This is a genomic window from Saccharopolyspora sp. NPDC045941, from assembly GCF_056431445.1.
Genome location: NZ_JBWKKU010000009.1, coordinates 15,913 through 34,888 on the forward strand (window position 1 = coordinate 15,913; position 18,976 = coordinate 34,888).

Consider the following 18,976-nt stretch of genomic DNA (forward strand, 5'->3'; position numbering starts at 1 on the left):
TGATCGGCTTCTCGAACGAGGTCGAAACCGAACACCCCGAACCGGACAGCAAGGGTTGCCGCTCTCATGACCACCAACAAGAAACGGAACCGCGCGGGCTCGAAGCTTAAGCGGCGGATCTCCGGTGTACTGGCGTTGGGCATCGCGCTGGTGGGTGCCGGTGGGCTGTACACCGTCGTGACTCCCGAGCCGCAGACCGCGCACGCCGCTGCGGACCCGGCTTTGGTGAGGCAGGGCGAGCAGCTCTACAACAACGCCTGCATCTCCTGCCACGGCTCGAACCTGCAGGGCGTCCAGGACCGCGGTCCGAGCCTGGTCGGCGTCGGCGAGGCCGCCGTGCACTTCCAGGTCGCGACCGGCCGGATGCCGATGGTCCGCCAGGAAGCGCAGGCGACGCGCAAGCCGCCGAAGTTCAACCCGGAAGAGATCGACGCGCTCGCCGCCTACGTGCAGACCTACGGCGGTGGGCCGGAGTCGCCGAAGAAGACGGGCGAGGCGCTGCAGGGCGGCAACACCGCGCGCGGCGGCGAGCTCTACCGGCTCAACTGCGCGTCCTGCCACAACTTCACCGGGCGCGGCATCGCGATGTCCTCCGGCAAGTTCGCGCCGAACCTCCACGAGGCGACCGAGCGCGAGATCTACGAGGCGATGCTCACCGGCCCGCAGAACATGCCGAAGTTCTCGGACCGGCAGCTCACGCCGGAGGAGAAGCAGGACATCATCGGCTACATCAAGTCGGTCACCGACGGAAACAACAACCCGGGTGGCAACGACCTGGGCGGCTACGGGCCCGGGCCGGAAGGCGTCATCGCCTGGGTGGTCGGGCTCGGCGCGCTGATCGGCCTCACCCTGTGGATCGGAGCCAGGGCATGAGTGAGCAGAACAAGGAATACACAGAGGCCGAACTGGCCGAGATGAGCCGCGACGAGAAGGTCCGGCTGGGCTTGGCGCTCGACGACGTCGAGCTCGTCGAGTACCGGGACAACTTCCCCGTCCAGGGGACCCGGGCCGAGCGCCGCGCGGAGCGCGCGGTCGCCGCCTGGTTCACCCTCGCCGGGCTGTCGGCGCTGGCGTTCATCGCGGTCTTCGTGTTCTGGCCGTGGAGCTACCAGCCGCCGTCGGACGAGCGCGCGCACTTCATCTACTCGCTGTACAACCCGCTGATCGGTTTCTTCTTCGGCCTGTCGATCCTGGCCGTCGGCATCGGCGTCGTGCAGTACCAGAAGAAGTTCATCCCGCACGAGGTCGCCGTCCAGCAGCGGCACGACGGTCACGGCTCCGACGAGGTCGACCGGCAGACCACCGCCGCGCTGCTCGCCGACTCGGGCGTCCGCAGCGGCATCTCCCGCCGGTCGATGATCCGCCGCACCGCGGGCTTCGGCGCCGGTGCGTTCGGCGTCGGCGCGGGCGTGTTCGCCATCGGCGGCCTGGTCCGCAACCCGTGGGCGACCGAAGGCCCGGAGTCACTGCAGCACACCGAGTGGCTGTCGGAGAACGGCGAGAAGACCTACCTGCGCCGCAACACCGGCAACCCGCACGAGATCTCCCTGCTGCGGCCGGAGGACATCGACGCGGGTGGCTTCGAGACCGTCTTCCCGTTCCGCGAGTCCATGCGGCACGACGAGCACGAGCTCGAGGCCTCGATGAAGAAGGGCGACGCGCCGGTCATGCTGATCCGGCTTCGCCCCGGCAGCCAGCCGGTCAAGCGCAAGGGGCAGGAAGACTTCAACTACGGCGACTACTACGCCTACTCGAAGATCTGCACCCACGTCGGCTGCCCGACCTCGCTGTTCGAGCAGCAGACCGGGCGCCTGCTCTGCCCGTGCCACCAGTCGCAGTTCGACGTGGTCAACACCTACGCCAAACCGGTGTTCGGTCCGGCCACCCGGGCACTGCCCCAGCTGCCGATCGCGGTGGACGAAGAGGGCTATTTCGTGGCCAAGGGCGACTTCATCGAACCGGTCGGCCCGGCATACTGGGAGCGTAACGCATGAGTTCGATCACTCAACCGACGAAGTCGGAGAGCGCTGCGTACCGCAAGGTGGCCACCGCGGCCGACGAGCTCGACTCGCGGTACCAGCTGGCCAAGGGCATGCGGCGGCAGCTCAACAAGGTCTTCCCCACGCACTGGTCGTTCCTGCTCGGGGAGATCGCGCTCTACACGTTCATCATCCTGATCGTGACGGGCGTTTACCTGACGCTGTTCTTCGACCCCTCCATGGAGGAGGTCGTCTACAACGGCGTCTACCAGAACCTCCAGGGCGTCCCGATGTCCCGGGCGATGGAGACGACGCTGAACATCTCGTTCGAGGTGCGCGGCGGCCTGTTCATCCGGCAGCTGCACCACTGGGCGGCGCTGCTGTTCGTCGCGGCGATGGCGGCGCACATGTTCCGGGTGTTCTTCACCGGTGCCTTCCGCCGCCCGCGCGAGAGCAACTGGACCATCGGTGCCCTGCTGTTCATGCTGGGCATGTTCGAGGGCTTCTTCGGCTACTCGCTGCCGGACGACCTGCTCTCCGGCACCGGTATCCGCGCCACCCTGTCCGGCATCGTGCTGTCGATCCCGGTGCTCGGCACCTGGATCCACTGGGCGCTGTTCGGCGGTGAGTTCCCGGGCACGGAGATCATCCCGCGGTTGTACGTGCTGCACGTGCTGGTGATCCCGGGCGTCATGCTCGGCCTGGTCGCGGTGCACCTGGCGCTGGTCTGGTACCAGAAGCACACCCAGTTCCCCGGCGTGCGGCGCAAGGAGAACAACGTCGTCGGCGTCCGGATCATGCCGACCTTCGCGCTCAAGGGCGGCGCGTTCTTCGCGCTGGTCACCGGCGTCTGCGCGATCCTGGCCGGCGTCTTCCAGATCAACCCGGTCTGGAACATCGGCCCGTACAACGCCTCCCAGGTGTCGGCGGCCTCGCAGCCCGACTGGTACCTGATCTGGGCGGACGGCATCCTGCGGATCTGGCCCGCGTGGGAGCTCTACCTCGGGCCGTACACGGTTCCGCCGGTGTTCTTCGCCGGTGTCATCGGCATGGGCATCCTGTTCACGCTGCTGATGACCTACCCCTTGATCGAGCGCAAGCTCAGCAAGGACAACGCGCACCACAACCTGCTCCAGCGGCCGCGTGACGCGCCGGTCCGCACCAGCCTCGGCATGATGGCGCTGACGCTGTTCGGCGTGCTGATGATCTCGGGTGCGAACGACATCGTCGCGTTCCAGTTCAACATCTCGCTGAACGCGATGACCTGGGCCGGCCGCATCGGCCTGCTGGTTCTCCCGCCGCTGGCGTACTACATCACCTACCGGGTCTGCCTGGGCTTGCAGCACAGCGACCGCGAGGTGCTGGACCACGGCGTCGAGACGGGCGTTATCAAGCGCCTGCCGCACGGCGAGTTCATCGAGGTCCACCAGCCGCTGGGCCCGGTGGACGACCACGGCCACCCGGAGGCGCTGCCCTACCAGGGCGCTCCGGTGCCGAAGAAGATGAACAAGCTCGGCGCGGCCGGCCGCCCGGTGAAGGGCAGCCTGCTCACCCCGGACCCGTCCGAGGAGACCGCAGCGCTGGAGCGCGCTCGGCACGACGACGTGGCCCGCGACGCGGAGCGCGAGCTGACGGCGGGCAAGCCGCAGCAGCCCACCGAGTAAGACGAGCACGCACGAGGCCCGGTACCCGAGAGGGTGCCGGGCCTCGTCGTTTTCGGAGCGATCGCGCGGCGGGCGAGGGGCGACTACGTTCTCCGGCGTGGCAACGATCAGGGATCCAGAAATCCGCGCCTTCCTCGAAGCGGGCACCCGCACCGGCAAGCTCGGCTTCACCGCGAGCGACGGGCGACCGCTGGTCGCGCCGGTGTGGTTCGTGCTGGACGGCGACGAGGTGGTGTTCAACACCGGCAAGGACACCGCGAAGGGCCGTGCGATCGCTCGCGATCCGCGGCTCGTGCTGTGCGTCGACCTGCCCGAGCCGCCTTACGCCTTCGTGCAGGTGCAGGGCGTCGCGGTGACGTCCGAGGAGCCCGGCGAGCTGCTGCGGACGGCGACCGAGATCGGCGGCCGCTACATGGGGCGGGACCGGGCGGAGGAGTTCGGCCGCCGCAACGGGGTGCCCGGCGAGCTGGTGGTCCGCATCCGGCCGACGAAGGTGATCGCCGCCCTGGACATGACCGGGTGAGCTCGGCCGTCAGTCGATGGCGGCGTAGGGGGTCCGGCCGGTGGTGGCCTTCTCCAGCCAGGTGCGCCAGGATCCGGCGGCACCGGCCGGTTCGGCCCACGGGATGCTGCACCGGACCATGCGGGTGCCCCCGGTGGTCAGCCAGCGGTAGACGACGCGAGCCTCGTCGGCGGTCGTGCCGTGCAGCGGCCCGGCGCCGGGGATGACGGTCTCAGCCGATGCCTGCAGCAGGTTCACGATCGGCATCGGCGGGACGCCGCGCCGCGCGTTGCCCGCGGCCGCGAGCCGCCCGTGCCGGATCACCGACAGGTGCCAGCCGCCGCGGCCGTCCGGCCGGGCCGCCACGAGCTCGGGCACGCCCGTCAGGGCGGCCAGCCGCTGCCCGCGGTCCAACGACCGCACGAGCGCGGCCAGCTGGTCGCGGTGCGCGGCGGCGTCTTCGAAGCGCTGTGCCTCGGACAGCCGGTCGAGCTCGCCCCGCAGCTGCTCCAGCAGGTCGGAGCTGCGGCCGCGGATGACGTCCTGGATGGAGATCACCGCGGGCTCGTACTCGGCGGCGCTCTGCCGCCCCGCGCAAGGCGCTCCGCAGCGCCCCAGCTCGTACAGGGCGCACGGACGGCCGCTGGGTTCGCGCGCCGAGATGCGTTCGGTGCACCGGCGCACCGGCACGGCGGATTGCAGCGCCTCGACGGCGGCGGCGGCCGCCTGGCGGGAGCCGAACGGCCCCAGCGCATCGGGTTTCGGGACGCGCACCACCGACAGGCGGGGGAACGGTTCGTCGGTCAGCACCACCCACCAGGCGCGCTGCGGGAACTTCGACCGCCGGTTGTAGCGGGGCTGGTGCGCGGCCAGCAGCCGCAGCTCCCGCACCTCGGCCTCCAGCGGGTGAGCGCACTCCACGTGATCGACCCGCTCGGAGATCAGCACCATCTCCTTGACGCGGCTGCGCCGCTCCCCGGCGGTGAAGTACTGGCGGACGCGCCGTCGCAGGTCGGTCGCCGTGCCCACGTAGAGCACCTCGTCCTTCGGCCCGCGGAAGAGGTAGACGCCCGGCGAGTTCGGCAGCCCGTCGGCGAGGCCGCGCTTGCGCCGCTGCTGCGGCGCGACGTCGGGCAGGTGACCGAGCAGGTCCTCCAGCGTTCGCACCCCGAGCGCGCCCACCCGCTCCAGCAGGGCGTGCAGCACGTCCACGGTGGCGCGCGCGTCGTCCAGCGCGCGGTGCACCGGAACGGTGCGGGCGTTGAGCACCCGGGCGAGGGTGCCGAGCTTGTGGTTGGGCGTCTCGTCCCTGGTCAGCACCCGGCGGGACAGCCGCACGGTGTCCACCACCTGCGGCTTCGGCCACCGCAGCCCGAGCCGCTCGCAGTTGGCGCGGAGGAACCCGATGTCGAACGGCGCGTTGTGGGCCACCAGCACGCTGCCGCGGCTGAACTCCAGGAAGGCGGGCAGCACCGTGTCGAAGCGAGGCGCTTCGACGACCATCGCCTCGGTGATGCCGGTGATCGACACGACCGCGGGCGGGATGCCGCGCTCCGGGTTGACCAGCGTGGCGAACTCGCCGAGCACTTCGCCGCCGCGGACCTTGACGGCGCCGATCTCGGTCACCGCGTCCTCGTTGCGGTCACCGCCGGTGGTCTCCAGGTCGACGACGACGAAAGTCACCTCGTGCAGCGGGACTTCCTCGGCGGTGAGCATCTCGTCGAAGGACAGTTGCGGGTGCGCGGACATCGGCGATCACGTTACGTCCTGCTACCGACAGGCCAGGTGGATGCGGGGTTCTGGGACCTGGGCCATTAGCCTGTGGGGGTGGTACCGCCGAAGCCAGGGGCAACCGACGCCCCAACGCCCGACGAGTCTGCTGTGGACAGTGCACAGCAGGCCGGCGGTGGCCCGCCCGTCGACTGGGACGGGCTGCCCGGTCCGCTGCGCCTGCGGCTGGCGGAACTGGCGGCCTGCTCGCTGGCCGAGATGCGCGCGTCGGACGTGCCGGCCCAGCTCCGCCCGGTGGTCCGCTTCGCGCCGGCCAAGCGGGCCAAGCTCGGCCAGTCGGCGCTGATCGCGGCGCTGCGCGACTCCGGGGTGTTCCGCACCGCGGTCGTGGACTGGTGCGGCAACCACCGCCCGGAGGCGCTCGCCCTGGACGACCCCGATCCGGTCGTGGTCGCCGCGGCCACCGTGCTGCTCGGCTCGCCGATCGCGCCGCACTACGTAGAACTGATCGCGTTCCGCGCGGAGCAGGGCCAGTTGCGCGGCGAGCGCGACTCCGCGACGGCGCGGGTCGAGCGGCTGACCGCCGACGTCGAGCGCTTGCGCGGAGAGCTCGCCGAGGCCAAGAACGCTGCCGAGCGCGTAGGCAACGAGAACAGCTCGGAGGCGGACCGGCTGCGCAAGCGCCTGCGTGAGCAGGGTGTGCGGCTCAAGGAAGCCAAGGACGCCGCGGAGCATGCGCGCGGCGAGCTGGCGAAGATCCGTGCGGAGCACGAGGCGGAGATCGAGGAGATCGGCGCGGAGCGCGACCGCGAGCGGACGCGAGCGCAGGAGGAGCGGCGGCGCGCGGAGCGCGCGAGCTCCGAGGTCGAGGTGGCGCGGCAGTCCGCCCGAGAAGCCCGTCAGGGCGACGAGGTGCGGTTGGCGCTGCTGCTGGAGACGCTGGAGGGCGCCGTAGGCGGCCTGAGGCGCGAGCTGGGGGCGAGCGGGAGCGGGCCTCGGCCCGCGGACGTCGTGCAGCGCGTCAGGGCGCATTCCGGCGCGACCGGTGAGGTGCCGGACGTCGCCGCGCTGGACCGGTTGCTGGCGCTGCCCGCCGTGCACCTGATCGTCGACGGCTACAACGTGACCAAGACCGGGTATCCGGAACTGCCGCTGTCCGATCAGCGGGATCGGTTGGCGCACCAGCTCGCCGCGTTGTCGGCGCGGACCGGCGCCGAGGTCACCGTCGTCTTCGACGGCGCCGACGTGCTGGCGGTGCCGACCGCCGGCCCGCGCGGGGTCCGGGTGTTGTTCAGCGAGCCCGGGGTGCAGGCCGACGACGTGATCCGGGACCTCGTTTCCGCCGAGCCGAAGGGGCGGCAGGTAGTGGTCGCGACCTCGGACCGGGCCGTGGTCACCTCGGTCCGCCGGCGCGGCGCCTACGCCGTTTCGTCCGCGATGTTGCTGGCCCGGCTCAACCGCGTCTAGCAGCTTGCCGACGCAATCGACCGCCTGGCGATTCGCGGGCGCGTGGCCGATGTCATAACCGATCACCAGCGTGTCGTGCGTCTCTCGATCGAGTGGGTTCGAATACAACAATTCCAGGTGACCGGCCTGCATGATCCGTCACCGTGAGCGCATGACTCTCATCCGTTAGAGGTCTTGTGCACGAAGGCACAAATTTTTGGACCCACTTCTGGACCTTGCGGCTCACCTTTCGTAACCTACTCGGGACCTCGTGGCGATCAGTTGCCCAGACCGGGCGGCCCGCGGGGCACCGTTGAACCGGCTTGTCGGGGAGTCGGGCCGTGTCGGGCAGGGGGCAGCCGACCGGTAAGCGGGCGAGCAGAAGGAGCAGTGCGCGACGTGGAGTCGCACCGACTTAAGCGCTCTTTGCGAGGTGCCCTGGCCGCAACCGCGGTCGCAGCCGTCGTTGGCATGACCTCCGGGCCGGCGCTCGCAGACCCACAACTCCCGAACAACGCGTCGGACGCGGCGAAGCAGGTGCAGGAGCTCCAGCACCAGGCCGAGCAGCTCACCGAAGAAGCGAAGAAGGCCGAAGACGACCACGACGCCAAGAGAGCGGAGCTGGATCGGGCGAACCAGGAGGCCGGCCAGGCCGAGCAGGTCGCCAACCAGGCCCGAGCCGAGGAAGAGCGGTTCCGCGGCCAGGTCGACCAGCTCACCCACGCGTCCTACCAGGGTGCCCGGCTGAACAAGCTGTCGGCGCTGCTGGTGAGCGAGACCCCGGAAGACTTCCTCAACCGCGCGTCCGCGCTGGACGCGCTGGCCAAGGACAACAACGACGCGGTCAAGGCGCTGTCCACGGCCCGGCAGCAGGCGGAGACCGCCGAGCGCGCCGCGCAGGACGCCCGCAACCGCGCCGTGCAGGCCGAGGCCGATGCCGCGCGCATCGCCGACGAGCTGGACCAGAAGACCAAGGCGATGAACGACCAGATCGCCAAGGCCAGGCAGCGCTACAACCAGCTCAGCGACGCCGATCGCGACTCGCTGCAGTCTGACGGCGATACCGGTGTCGGCTCGATCGCCGGTGCCGGTGCGGCCGTCCAGGCGGTCAACGCCGCGCTGGGCAAGCAGGGCTCCGACTACGTGTGGGGCGCCAAGGGGCCGTCGACCTTCGACTGCTCCGGGCTGACGTACTGGGCCTACAAGCAGGCCGGCGTGACGATCGGCGGCTCGACCAAGACCCAGGTCACCCAGGGCCGCAGCGTGTCGGCGAGCGACCTCAGGCCGGGCGACCTGATCTTCTACTACAGCCCGGTCAGCCACGTCTCCATGTACATCGGCAACGGCAAGGCGGTGCACGCCCCGACCGAGGGCGACGTCGTCAAGGTGACCGACTACAAGAAGATCGGTCCGGTGACGGCGATCCGCCGCGTCGCGGGCTGAGCTGACGTTCCGCATTCGGGGCCGGCGCCACCAGGTGCCGGCCCCGGACGCATGTCGGGGGACCCGGACGGGCCGCCGATGTGATCGGGAATACCATGCGCCCCGTGCATGCACCGGGAGTGTTTCGGGCGTGGCTGGCGGTAGTCGCCGCCGGCGCCGTGCTGGCCGGGGTTTCCACGATTCCGCTGCCGTTGCCGGACCTTCCGCACACCGCGTCGGTGCGCGCCGGCTTCGCCGTGCCTGCGACGCCGGACGCGGCGGTGCGGGACCTGCTGGAGCGGCGGGCCGCCGCGGTCCAGGCCGGTGACGAGGCGGCGTTCGCGACCACAGTGGACCCTCAGTCGCCGCCGGACTTCCAGCGGCGCCAGCACGAGCTCTTCCGCAACCTCACGACGATCCCGGCGACCGAGTGGAGCTACGAGCTCGACGGCGCGGCCGGTGACCGGCCGCCGGTGCCCGCGGCGGACGAGACCTGGGCCCCGCAGGTGGTGCTGCGCTACGCGCTGACCGATGTGGACGGTGCGCCGACCCAGCGGACGCTCGGCTACGTGTTCGCCCGGCGCGGCGGTTCCTGGTACCTCGCGGACGACGCCGGCGCCTGGCGGGGCCCGTGGGACTTCGGGCTCTGCCACGTGCAGCGCACCGCCACCGGCATGGTCATCGGCCACGACCCGGAACCGGTGGAGCGGGTCTCCCGGCTGCTGGACGATGCCGTGGCGGACGTGACGGCGGTCTGGGGACCGGACTGGACCCGGCGCGTGGGCGTGCTGGTCCCGGCGTCCCAGGAGGAGCTGCGTTCGCTGGTGGGGCCGGAGTTCGCGGTGGACGGCATCGCGGCCGTCGCGGTGGCCGACCGGGTGGACACCGACGCTCGCCGGGCGGAGGGCCAGCGGGTGGTGCTCAACCCCAAGGCGGCCGACCGGCTCTCCGACCAGGCCCTGCGCGTGGTGCTGCGGCACGAGATCACCCACGTCGCGGCCCGCGCGGACACGGCGGCCGACGCTCCGATGTGGATGCTGGAGGGCTTCGCCGACTACGTCGGCTACCGCGGCAGCGGGGTGGCGCCGAAGGACATCGCCCCGGACCTCATCCGCAGGCTCCACGAGGCCGGGCCGCCGACGAGGCTGCCCGACGACCGCGAGTTCCACCAGGCCGGGCGTCGCCTGGACCTGGCCTACCAGCAGTCCTGGTCGGTGGTGAGCCACCTCGCCGACCGGCTCGGCGAACGACGCCTGGTAGACCTCTACCGCCGCGTGGCGGCCACCGGCTCACCGGCCGAAGTGGACGATGCCCTGCGCGAGGAGACGGGCCTCACCAGGGCCCAGCTGGTGGCCGGCTGGCGAGCCGATCTCCGTCACACCTTCGGTTGATCTCCTGGGCCAGCTGAGGTTGGTCAAGGCGTCGTCGGCGATCCGCATCGCGGGATCGGGGTTCGACCGCGCCCAGTCGGCCGGTTCGCCGACCGAAGTGCGACGCGTCCCAGGCGGCGTGCAGGGTGACGCTCAGCGGTCAGTAAGAACGCGCTGACCCCGGTCGCGGCCAGCAGCGCCGCTGAGGGCCGCCGATTTCGCGGGAAACCGGCGGCCCTCAGTGCTGCAACGAGCCTGCTACGAGTAGATCGCCTCGATGGTGGCCGCGTGGTTCTCGGCGACCTTGTTCCGCTTGAGCTTCATGCTCGGCGTCAGCTCGCCGGTGGCCTCGGTGAAGTCCTCCGGCAGGATCCGGAACTGCTTGATCTGCTCCGCCCGGGACACCGCCTTGTTGGCCTCGTCGACGGCCTTCTGCACCTCGGCGCGCAGGTCCGGGTCGTCGATCAGCTCGGTTGCCGGGGTCTTCTCCGGCCGGGAGTTGTTCGCCAGCCAGGACGGCAGGAACTCCGGGTCGAGGGTGATCAGCGCGCCGATGAACGGCTTCTGGTCGCCGACCACCATGCACTGGCTGATCAGCGGGTGCGCCCGCAGCGCGTCCTCCAGCATCGCCGGGGCGACGTTCTTGCCGCCCGCGGTGACGATGATCTCCTTCTTCCGGCCGGTGATCTTCAGGAAGCCCTCGGCATCCAGCGAACCGAGGTCGCCGGTGTGGAACCAGCCGTCCTCGAGGGACTCCTTGGTGGCGGTCGGGTTGTTCCAGTACTCCTTGAACACCACGTCGCCCTTGATCAGCACCTCGCCGTCCTCGGCGATGCGCACCGACGTGCCCGCCACCGGCTTGCCGACGGTGCCGACCTTGAACGCGCTCTCCACGTTCACCGCGGCCGCGGCGGTCGTCTCGGTGAGCCCGTAGCCCTCCAGCACCGGCACGCCGACGCCGCGGAAGAAGTGCGCGAGCCGCTCGCCCAGCGGCGCGCCGCCGGATACCGCCGCTATGCAGCGGCCGCCGAGGGCCGCCCGGAGCTTGCCGTACACGAGCTTGTCGAACAGCGCGTGCTTGAGCTTCAGTCCCAGGCCCGGGCCGCCCTCCTCCTGGGCGCGGCTGAACGCGACCGCGGTGTCCTCGGCGACGTCGAAGATCCGGCCCTTGCCGCTGCCGTGCGCCTTCTGCTTGGCGGTGTTGTAGACCTTCTCGAACACCCGCGGGACCGCCAGCACGAACGTCGGCCGGAACGAGCCGAGGTCGGTGACGAGGTCCTTGATGTCGCTGGTGTGGCCGAGGGTGACCCTGCCGTACACGCACATCACGGTGATCGCGCGGGCCAGCACGTGCGCCATCGGCAGGAACATCAGCATCGAGTTGCCGGGCCGGGTCAGCTGCGGGAAGGCCTCGATGTCCGCGCGCACCTCGGCGAGCATGTTGCGGTGCGTGAGCACGCAGCCCTTGGGGCGGCCGGTGGTGCCCGACGTGTAGATCAGCGTCGCGACGTCCTCGGCGCGCACCGCGCGGCGGCGCAGGTGCACGTCGCGGTCCTCGACCTCCGCGCCGAGCGCGGTCAGCTCGTCGACCGCTCCGGCGGCTCCGCCGCTGGTCGGGCCGTCGATCTGCCAGACGTGGGAGACCTCGGAGAGCCGGCCCACGGCCTTGTCCACCTCGGCGCGGTGCGCCTCGCTCTCCACGATCACGGCCTTGGCCGCGGAGTCGGTGAGGATCCACTCGACCTGGTCGGCCGCAGACGTCTCGTAGATCGGCACCGTGACGCAGCCGGCCGTCCAGATCGCGAAGTCCAGCAGGCTCCACTCGTACCGGGTCCGCGACATCAGGCCGACCCGGTCACCGGGCTCCAGGCCTGCGGCGACCAGGCCCTTGGCCACCGTCAGCACTTGCGCGGCGAAGTCGGCGGCGGTGACGTCGACCCAGGTGCCGTCCACCCGGCGCCGGAAGCTCACCGTGCTGCCGAAGCGCTCCGCGTTGGCCCACACCATGTCGGTGAGGTTCTCGTCCTCGGCCACAGTCGTTGTGGCGGGTGCGCTGAACTCTCGCACGTCGAAACCTCCCAAAACACACCAGTCAGTGGGGCACAAACCTAACGCCGATAGTTACTGAGCGGTAGTCCCCGTTGTGCGCCCGCTCCAGCCAACACAGCGTAGTTGCCCCGATGATCGGCATGGTGCCGCCGGTTGGCGGCTTGCGCCGCTCGAACGGTGCAGGTGGGCATCGGGTGCTCCCAAAGCGGCCCTCGAACGGATTAGGTTCGAGGGGAGGAGTTGTCGGCGGAGGGGAGTTGGACTTGCGCGTCCACGTCGTTTCGGACGTCCACGGCAACGTCGAGGACCTCAAGCGGGCCGGGGACGGCGCCGACGCGCTCGTGGTGCTCGGTGACCTGATCGACTTCGTCGACTACCACGACCACGGCAAGGGCATCCTCGGGCGGGTGTTCGGCCCGGAGAAGGTGGCCCGGTTCGCCGAGCTGCGGCGCAGCCAGCGCGGCCCGGAGTTCGGCGCCTACGTGCGCTCGCTGTGGGCCGGGCTGACCGATCCGGCGGCGGTGGTCGAGGAAGCCGTGCGCGAGCAGTACGCCGAGCTGTTCGCGGCGCTCACCGCGCCCACCTACGCCACCCCGGGCAACGTCGACGCGCCGCACCTGTGGCCGGAGTTCGTCCGCGACGGCATCCGGGTGCTCGACGGGGAGAGCGCCGAAATCGGCGGCCTGACCTTCGGTTTCGTCGGCGGCACCGTGCTGCCTGCGGGTGCGACGCTGCGCCGCCACGCCGCCTGGGTGCCGTACCTGCGGCCCGAGGACGAGTACGACGCGGCCGTCGCAGCGCTGCCCGAAGTGGACGTGCTGTGCACCCACCTGCCGCCCGCCGTGCCGGAGCTGACCTACGACGTGGTGGCGCGGCGGCCGGAGAGCGGCTCGGCCGCGCTGGTCCGGCGGATCGCCGCAGACCGGCCGCGGTGGTCGCTGTTCGGGCACGTGCACCAGCCGCTGGCGCGGCGCATGCGGATCGGGCGCACCGAGTGCGTCAACGTCGGGCATTTCCAGCGCACCGGGCGGCCCTACGTGCTCCGCTGGTGAAGGTGAGCAAAAACCCTGCTCCTCCACGCCGCTACCGCTGCCCGCACCCGGTAACCTGCGGCGCATGGTCGATCAGTCCACCCAGTCCATCGTGATCGAGGCGCCGGCCGCGCAGATCATGGCAGCCATCGCGGATTTCGGCGCCTACCCGGAGTGGGCGGAAGCGGTGAAGGAGACCGAGGTGCTCTCGCAGACCTCGGGCGGTGACGCGGAGCGGGTGCGCTTCGTGCTGGACGCCGGAGTGGTCAAGGACACCTACGTCAACGTCTACGACTGGGCGGGCGACGGGCTGTCGGTGAGCTGGAACCTCGTCGAGGGCCAGGTGCAGAAGGCACAGCGCGGCAGCTACCGGCTCAACCCGCTGTCCGGCGACCGCACCGAGGTGACCTACAGCCTGGCGGTGGACCTGGCGATCCCGATGATCGGCCTGTTCAAGCGCAAGGCCGAGAAGATGATCATGGATACGGCGCTGAAGGAGCTCAAGCGCCGCGTCGAAGGCACGAAGTAAGCAAGCATCCGTTGCGAATCCTGCTGTTCACCGGAAAAGGCGGGGTGGGCAAGACCACCCTCGCCGCCGCCACCGCGGCCCGCGTCGCCGGGCACGGCGGCAAGGTGCTCGTCGTCTCCACCGACCCGGCGCACTCGCTGGGCGATGCGCTCGACGTCGAACTCGCCGCGTTGCCGCGCGAGGTGCGGCTGGACGGTTCGCGAGCGGTGCTGCACGCTGCCGAGGTGCAGACCCGCGGGCTGGTCGACGGCGCCTGGCGCGAGCTGCGCGAACACCTGCGGACGATGCTGCAGGGAGCCGGTGTCGACGAGGTCGACGCGGAAGAGCTCACGGTGCTGCCCGGTGTGGAGGACCTGCTCGCGCTGTCCGAGGTGCACCGGCTGGCGGTGAGCGGGCCGTGGGACACCGTGATCGTCGACTGCGGGCCGACCGCCGAAACGCTGCGCCTGCTCGCGCTGCCCGAATCGCTCGCCGGTTACCTGGAGCGGCTGTTCCCGGCGCACCGCCGGGCCGTGCGCGGCTTGCTCGCCGGCATCGCCGGTAGCGAGCAGGTGGAGCGCTGGGACTCCGTCGCCGATGGGCTCGGGCGGCTCGCGGAGCGGCTCGCGGCCCTCAAGGACATGCTCGGCGACGCCGGGACCAGCGTCCGGCTGGTGCTCACTCCGGAGACGGTGGTGGCCGCCGAAACCCGCCGGACGCTGACCGCCCTGGCGCTCCAGCAGATCCGGGTGGACGGCCTGGTGGCCAACCGAGTGGTGCCGCACCCCGGATCGGCGCGCGGCGCCGCGGCGGGCTGGTTGCGCACCCGCCGCCACGAGCAGGAGAAGGTGCTCGACACGTTGCGGGCGGCGACGGATCTGCCGCTGCGCGTGGTCGAGCACCGCGCCGCCGAACCGGTCGGCGCGGAGGAACTGCTGGCGCTCGGCGACGAGCTCTACGCCGACGCCGATCCGCTGGAGAACCCGCCGAACCAGCCGTCCATGCAGGTCACCGGCGGTGGACGCGCGCTGGACGCGGAATACTCGCTGCGGATCGCGCTGCCGCTGCACCCGGCGGCGGAGCTGGACCTGGCGCGGATCGGTGACGAGCTGGCGATCACCGTCGACGGCCGCCGGAGGCTGATCGCCCTGCCCGCGGTGCTCCAGCGGTGCGCCGTGACCTCGGCGGTCGCCGGCGACGACGGGCTGACGGTGCGGTTCCGGCCCGACCCAGAGTTGTGGATGCGGTGAGACCGGTGGACGAGATGCGCGACGAATCCCGGCACGACCAGCTCCTCGACGAGCTCCGGCAGCTGCTCGACGTGATCGCGGGCAAGGCGGAGGACTACCTGAGCAGCTGCGACCAGGACGGCGAGCCCGGCAGCGGAACGAGCTGCGGCTGGTGCCCGCTGTGCGCGGCGGTGGCGCTGCTGCGCGGTCGCCGCCCGGAGCTCAACGACCAGCTCCTCGGGATCATCCAGTCGCTGCGGCAGATGCTGTCCGATCAGCGCCCGGCCGAAGCGCCCGAGGAGTCCGAAGAGGACGTTCCGGCGCCGTCGAAGGTGCAGCGGATCGCGGTGCGGCGGGTCGCCGGCCCGGTGCTGGCGGACGGCGAGGCCGCGTCGAGGTGCTGACCATCGGAGTGGACGTCGGCGGGACCAGCGTGCGGGCCGGCGTGGTGGACCAGCACGGCGAGATCCTGGAAACCCACCGCGTGCCGACGCCGGCCACCGGACCCGAGCTGAACGCGGCGATCGCGGACACGGTTCGCGCGCTCGCCGACCGGTACCCGGTCGCCGGGGTCGGTCTGGCCGTCGCCGGCTTCGTCAGCGAGGACCGCAGGGTGGTGCGCTTCGCGCCGCACCTGGCCTGGCGGCACGTCGCGGTCGCCGACGAGCTCGCCGAACGGCTCGGGCTGCCGGTCGTCCTGGAGCACGACGCGAACGCCGCGGCCGTGGCGGAACAGCGCTTCGGCGCGGCCGTCGGCGCGCGGGTGGCCGCGCTGGTGGCCATCGGCACCGGAATCGGCGGCGCGCTGGTGATCGGCGGCGAGGTGTTCCGCGGGGCCTACGGCGTCGCCCCGGAACTGGGGCACCTGCGGGTCGTCCCGGACGGCAGGCAGTGCTCCTGCGGCAAACGAGGCTGCTGGGAGCGGTACTGCAGCGGCACCGCACTGGCGGCCACGGCGCTGGAGCTCCGCCGGGAGGCGGGGGAGCCGGTGCTGGTCGAGCCGACCGGCGTCGACGTCGCGCACGCGGCGGAAGCGGGCGACCCGCTGGCCCTCCGCGCGGTCGCGGACTTGGCCCGCTGGCTCGGCGAAGGCCTGGCGCTCGTCGCGGACGTCTACGACCCGGAGGTCGTGGTGATCGCGGGCGGGGTCTCCGACTCGGCGCACCTGTTCCTCGACGCCGCCCGAGAGCACTACGCCCAGGCGGTCACGGGAGCCGGCCACCGCCCGCTGGCGCGGATCGCGGTGGCCCACTACGGGGATTCGGCGGCCCTGATCGGCTCGGCGGCCCTGGCCCGGGAACACGTCCTGACCGAAGCCCCGCACCTGACCTGACGCAATTTCAATGGAAATCGAAGGTCCGATTTCCATTGAAATTGCGGAAGTTGTCCACAGGCTCCGGTGTGTCGGGCCCCGACACGCCGGAGGTCCGCAGTTTCCATTGGGCATACATCAGGAGAAGCACCCACAGTCCAGGGAGCCTCTGAGGTTCCGCTACCTGCACCGCCACGCAGAACGAGGTTGGAAAAACCTCATTGAAACTGCGGACGCCTCAGACCTGGGCGCCGTCGTCGTTGCCGGTGTTCGGCGGCGGGCCCTGCCGCAGCCTCAGCAGGAGCCAGCCGATGCCCGCGCTGATCAGCACCAGGCCCAGCGGCATCGAGAGCGAACTCGACATCCCGGCGAGGCCGGGCACCAGCAGGACCAGCACCCCGACCGCGATCACCGCGATCCCGAGCAGCGTCGTCGGTCGCGGCGTGGGCAGCGGCGGCGGCTCCGGCGGGACGAAGTGCTCTTCCTCCTCTTCGGGCCCCGGCGCCCAGTCCCGCGGCCCCGCGTCGCGCGCGGCCTTCGGCTCGACCTCGGCGACGTCGGCGACCGCGCTCGCGGTGCCCGCGGCGTCGGTGGCGTCCCCGGGGGCGTCCTCGGGCCACCTCGCGAACGTCGAGTCCCGCTCCAGATCGGCGACGATCTCGGCGAATGCGGCGTCGATGTCCTCCGGCCCGTCGGGGTTGTCGCGGCGCGTGTTCATACGACTTCCTCGGCCCGTTCGCTGTGGATGCGTTGCAGGAATTCGACACTGCCGCTGAAGATCGCGGGCGCGTCGTGGTCCAGCGTCGCCACATGGAAGCTGTCGGCCAGCACGACCTCCGCGAGATCGCCGCTGGCTACCCCGTCCAGCACGAGCGCGGAGTTCACCGGCTCGACGATGTGGTCGATGGCCGACCGGAACAGCAGCAGCGGCTGGCGCACCCGGTCGAGGTCGGCGCGCACGACGCCCCAGAACTCCTGCAGGCTGGCCATCGCGCGCAGCGGCAACCGCTGGTAGGCGAGCTCGAACCCGCCGGCGCCGTGGCCGGGAAGCAGTGGGCAGCGGACCGTGAACCCCTCCGCCGCCAGGTGCTCGCCCCAGGCGCGCATGCTCTGCGGGGTGCTGGTGAACCCGTGGCAGAGCAGCACGCCGATGTCCTCCGATCCGTTGTGCGTGAACGGTTCGGCACCGGGGAGCACGGGCACCGCGGCCTCCCAACAGCATCGGCGAGCCAGTACCTCTTCATCGTCGCATGCGCGGCCGACATGTGGGGCGGATTGGCGGTGCCGTCGTGATCGCTCCAGGGAGAGCGCGAGATCGCCACTTCGAGGCCGCATTGTGCCCGATGTCGCGGCTCCGTAGGCTGAGCAGGGAAGTCGGCGGGGCAAGGAGGCGGCAGCGCGGTGTTGTACTGGGTGATGAAGCACTTCCTGCTCGGGCCCTTGATGAAGCTGTTCTGCCGTCCAAAGGTCGAAGGCGTCGAGCACGTGCCGACCACCGGCGGCGCGATCCTGGTCAGCAACCACCTGGCGGTCGCCGACTCGTTCTTCATGCCGCTGATGATGCCGCGCCGGGTGACGTTCCTGGCCAAGCGCGAGTACTTCACGGGCAAGGGCATCAAGGGCAAGTTCAAGAAGTACTTCTTCTCCGGCGTCGGGCAGGTGCCGATCGACCGCTCCAGCGGCGCCGCCGCGCAGGCCGCGCTGGACACCGGCGTACGCCTGCTGCGCGAGGGCAAGCTGCTGGGCGTCTACCCGGAGGGCACCCGGTCGCCGGACGGCCGGCTGTACAAGGGCAAGACCGGGGTCGCTCGGATGGCGCTGGAGTCGAAGGCGCCGGTGATCCCGATCGCGATGTTCGGCACCGACCGGGTCAACCCCATCGGGTCGAAGATGTGGTACCCGCACAAGGTCGTGGTGAAGGTCGGGCCGCCGCTGGACTTCTCCCGCTACGAGGGCATGGCGGGAGACCGGTTCGTGGAGCGGTCCATCACCGACGAGATCATGTACGCCCTGATGGAGCTCTCCGGCCAGGAATACGTCGACGTCTACGCCGCCAAGGTGAAGGACGACCTCGCCGCGCAGGGCAAGCACGTCGCGGGCTGGAAGGAGCCGAAGCCCGCCGAGCGGCTCCCGGAGTCCAAGGCCGGCTGACGGCCCGCATACGCTGCTGGAACGGCGGGCACCTACCCTTGCCCGGTGCGGTACTTCTACGACTGCGAGTTCATTGAGGACGGACACACCATCGAGCTGGTGTCGATCGGGATGGTCGACGAATCCGGCCGCGAGTTCTACGCGGTGTCCACCGAGTTCGACGCGTCTCGGGCCGGTGCCTGGGTGCGGCAGCACGTGCTGCCGCAATTGCCGCCGCCCGCCGATCCGTGCTGGCGCTCCCGCGCCCGGATCCGCGAGGACCTGTACTCCTTCCTGACCGCCCGCAACGGGAACGTCGAGCTGTGGGCCTGGTACGCCGCCTACGACCACGTCGCGCTGGCGCAGCTGTGGGGCGCGATGCCGATGCTGCCGTCGCGGATCCCGAAGTTCACCCGCGACCTGCGGCAGCGCTGGGAGGACCTCGGCAAGCCGAAGCTGCCCGCCGCGCCGGACAACGCGCACGACGCCCTGGCCGACGCCAAGCACAACCTCGAACGCTGGAAGGTGATGGAGGAGGTCCGCCGCAAGCGCGGCTTCGCCTGATGACTCGCGTGGCGATTTCGCGCGAAATCGCCGGGTGAC

Annotated in this window: 18 protein-coding genes; 14 read left to right on the plus strand and 4 right to left on the minus strand. The window is 71.0% G+C overall.

The genetic code is table 11. The features are described 5' to 3' along the window. Nucleotides 1-66 precede the first annotated feature (66 nt). From qcrC to AC07FN_RS09315, 4 genes are all read left to right on the plus strand, one after another. Entirely contained in the window at nt 67-873 is an 807-nt protein-coding gene (gene qcrC, locus AC07FN_RS09300) for a cytochrome bc1 complex diheme cytochrome c subunit (protein WP_452612927.1), read from the plus strand. Then, nucleotides 870-1,994: a cytochrome bc1 complex Rieske iron-sulfur subunit gene (gene qcrA / locus AC07FN_RS09305; protein WP_478395184.1), complete on the plus strand. Its 1,125-nt coding sequence runs from the start codon at nt 870-872 to the stop codon at nt 1,992-1,994. The genes qcrC and qcrA overlap by 4 nt, the downstream gene beginning before the upstream one ends. After that, nucleotides 1,991-3,643 (plus strand): cytochrome bc1 complex cytochrome b subunit, encoded by a 1,653-nt coding sequence (gene qcrB / locus AC07FN_RS09310; RefSeq protein WP_478395185.1) that lies wholly within the window; start codon nt 1,991-1,993, stop codon nt 3,641-3,643. Before qcrA ends, qcrB begins: the two co-directional genes overlap by 4 nt. A gap of 97 nt (nt 3,644-3,740) precedes the next feature. Then, entirely contained in the window at nt 3,741-4,166 is a 426-nt protein-coding gene (locus AC07FN_RS09315) for a PPOX class F420-dependent oxidoreductase (protein WP_132482773.1), read from the plus strand. 9 nt (nt 4,167-4,175) lie between these two features. Here the strand turns inward: AC07FN_RS09315 and AC07FN_RS09320 are convergent, their stop codons facing one another. Next, the gene (locus AC07FN_RS09320; protein ID WP_478395186.1) at nt 4,176-5,894 is read right to left on the minus strand and encodes a DEDD exonuclease domain-containing protein; all 1,719 of its coding nucleotides are present in this window, start codon (nt 5,892-5,894) and stop codon (nt 4,176-4,178) included. A 132-nt stretch (nt 5,895-6,026) separates the two neighbouring features. Between AC07FN_RS09320 and AC07FN_RS09325 the strand changes: the two genes are divergently transcribed. The 3 genes from AC07FN_RS09325 to AC07FN_RS09335 all read left to right on the plus strand — a co-directional run bounded on the left by AC07FN_RS09325 (nt 6,027) and on the right by AC07FN_RS09335 (nt 10,135). Next, a complete protein-coding gene (locus AC07FN_RS09325; RefSeq protein WP_478395187.1) occupies nt 6,027-7,343 on the plus strand; it encodes an NYN domain-containing protein in 1,317 nt (438 codons plus the stop codon). Nucleotides 7,344-7,793: 450 nt separating this feature from the next. After that, nucleotides 7,794-8,765 carry a C40 family peptidase gene (locus AC07FN_RS09330; RefSeq protein WP_478395188.1) on the plus strand — a complete coding sequence of 324 codons (972 nt, stop codon included), beginning with the start codon at nt 7,794-7,796 and terminating at the stop codon, nt 8,763-8,765. Between the two features lie 95 nt (nt 8,766-8,860). Then, nucleotides 8,861-10,135, plus strand: a complete 1,275-nt coding sequence (locus AC07FN_RS09335) for a basic secretory protein-like protein (RefSeq protein ID WP_478395189.1) — start codon at nt 8,861-8,863, stop codon at nt 10,133-10,135. 237 nt (nt 10,136-10,372) lie between these two features. Here AC07FN_RS09335 and AC07FN_RS09340 read toward each other — a convergent pair whose 3' ends face one another. After that, nucleotides 10,373-12,181, minus strand: coding sequence for an AMP-dependent synthetase/ligase (locus AC07FN_RS09340; protein WP_478395190.1), 1,809 nt, complete (start codon nt 12,179-12,181; stop codon nt 10,373-10,375). 245 nt (nt 12,182-12,426) lie between these two features. Between AC07FN_RS09340 and AC07FN_RS09345 the strand changes: the two genes are divergently transcribed. The 5 genes from AC07FN_RS09345 to AC07FN_RS09365 all read left to right on the plus strand — a co-directional run bounded on the left by AC07FN_RS09345 (nt 12,427) and on the right by AC07FN_RS09365 (nt 16,264). Beyond that, entirely contained in the window at nt 12,427-13,215 is a 789-nt protein-coding gene (locus tag AC07FN_RS09345; protein WP_478395332.1) for a metallophosphoesterase family protein, read from the plus strand. Nucleotides 13,216-13,279: 64 nt separating this feature from the next. Continuing rightward, entirely contained in the window at nt 13,280-13,723 is a 444-nt protein-coding gene (locus AC07FN_RS09350; RefSeq protein WP_358570351.1) for an SRPBCC family protein, read from the plus strand. Between the two features lie 11 nt (nt 13,724-13,734). Then, nucleotides 13,735-14,952 carry an ArsA family ATPase gene (locus tag AC07FN_RS09355; RefSeq protein WP_478395191.1) on the plus strand — a complete coding sequence of 406 codons (1,218 nt, stop codon included), beginning with the start codon at nt 13,735-13,737 and terminating at the stop codon, nt 14,950-14,952. A gap of 5 nt (nt 14,953-14,957) precedes the next feature. After that, nucleotides 14,958-15,335 (plus strand): hypothetical protein, encoded by a 378-nt coding sequence (locus AC07FN_RS09360; RefSeq protein WP_478395192.1) that lies wholly within the window; start codon nt 14,958-14,960, stop codon nt 15,333-15,335. Next, a complete protein-coding gene (locus AC07FN_RS09365; RefSeq protein ID WP_478395193.1) occupies nt 15,329-16,264 on the plus strand; it encodes an ROK family protein in 936 nt (311 codons plus the stop codon). Before AC07FN_RS09360 ends, AC07FN_RS09365 begins: the two co-directional genes overlap by 7 nt. Before the next feature lie 217 nt (nt 16,265-16,481). Here the strand turns inward: AC07FN_RS09365 and AC07FN_RS09370 are convergent, their stop codons facing one another. Then, nucleotides 16,482-16,961 (minus strand): DUF308 domain-containing protein, encoded by a 480-nt coding sequence (locus tag AC07FN_RS09370; protein ID WP_478395194.1) that lies wholly within the window; start codon nt 16,959-16,961, stop codon nt 16,482-16,484. Beyond that, entirely contained in the window at nt 16,958-17,446 is a 489-nt protein-coding gene (locus AC07FN_RS09375; RefSeq protein ID WP_478395195.1) for an alpha/beta hydrolase, read from the minus strand. The genes AC07FN_RS09370 and AC07FN_RS09375 overlap by 4 nt, the downstream gene beginning before the upstream one ends. A gap of 198 nt (nt 17,447-17,644) precedes the next feature. Between AC07FN_RS09375 and AC07FN_RS09380 the strand changes: the two genes are divergently transcribed. Further along, nucleotides 17,645-18,394, plus strand: a complete 750-nt coding sequence (locus tag AC07FN_RS09380; RefSeq protein ID WP_478395196.1) for a lysophospholipid acyltransferase family protein — start codon at nt 17,645-17,647, stop codon at nt 18,392-18,394. Between the two features lie 45 nt (nt 18,395-18,439). Beyond that, nucleotides 18,440-18,937, plus strand: coding sequence for a polyadenylate-specific 3'-exoribonuclease AS (locus tag AC07FN_RS09385; RefSeq protein ID WP_452612912.1), 498 nt, complete (start codon nt 18,440-18,442; stop codon nt 18,935-18,937). The last annotated feature ends 39 nt before the right edge of the window (nt 18,938-18,976 follow it).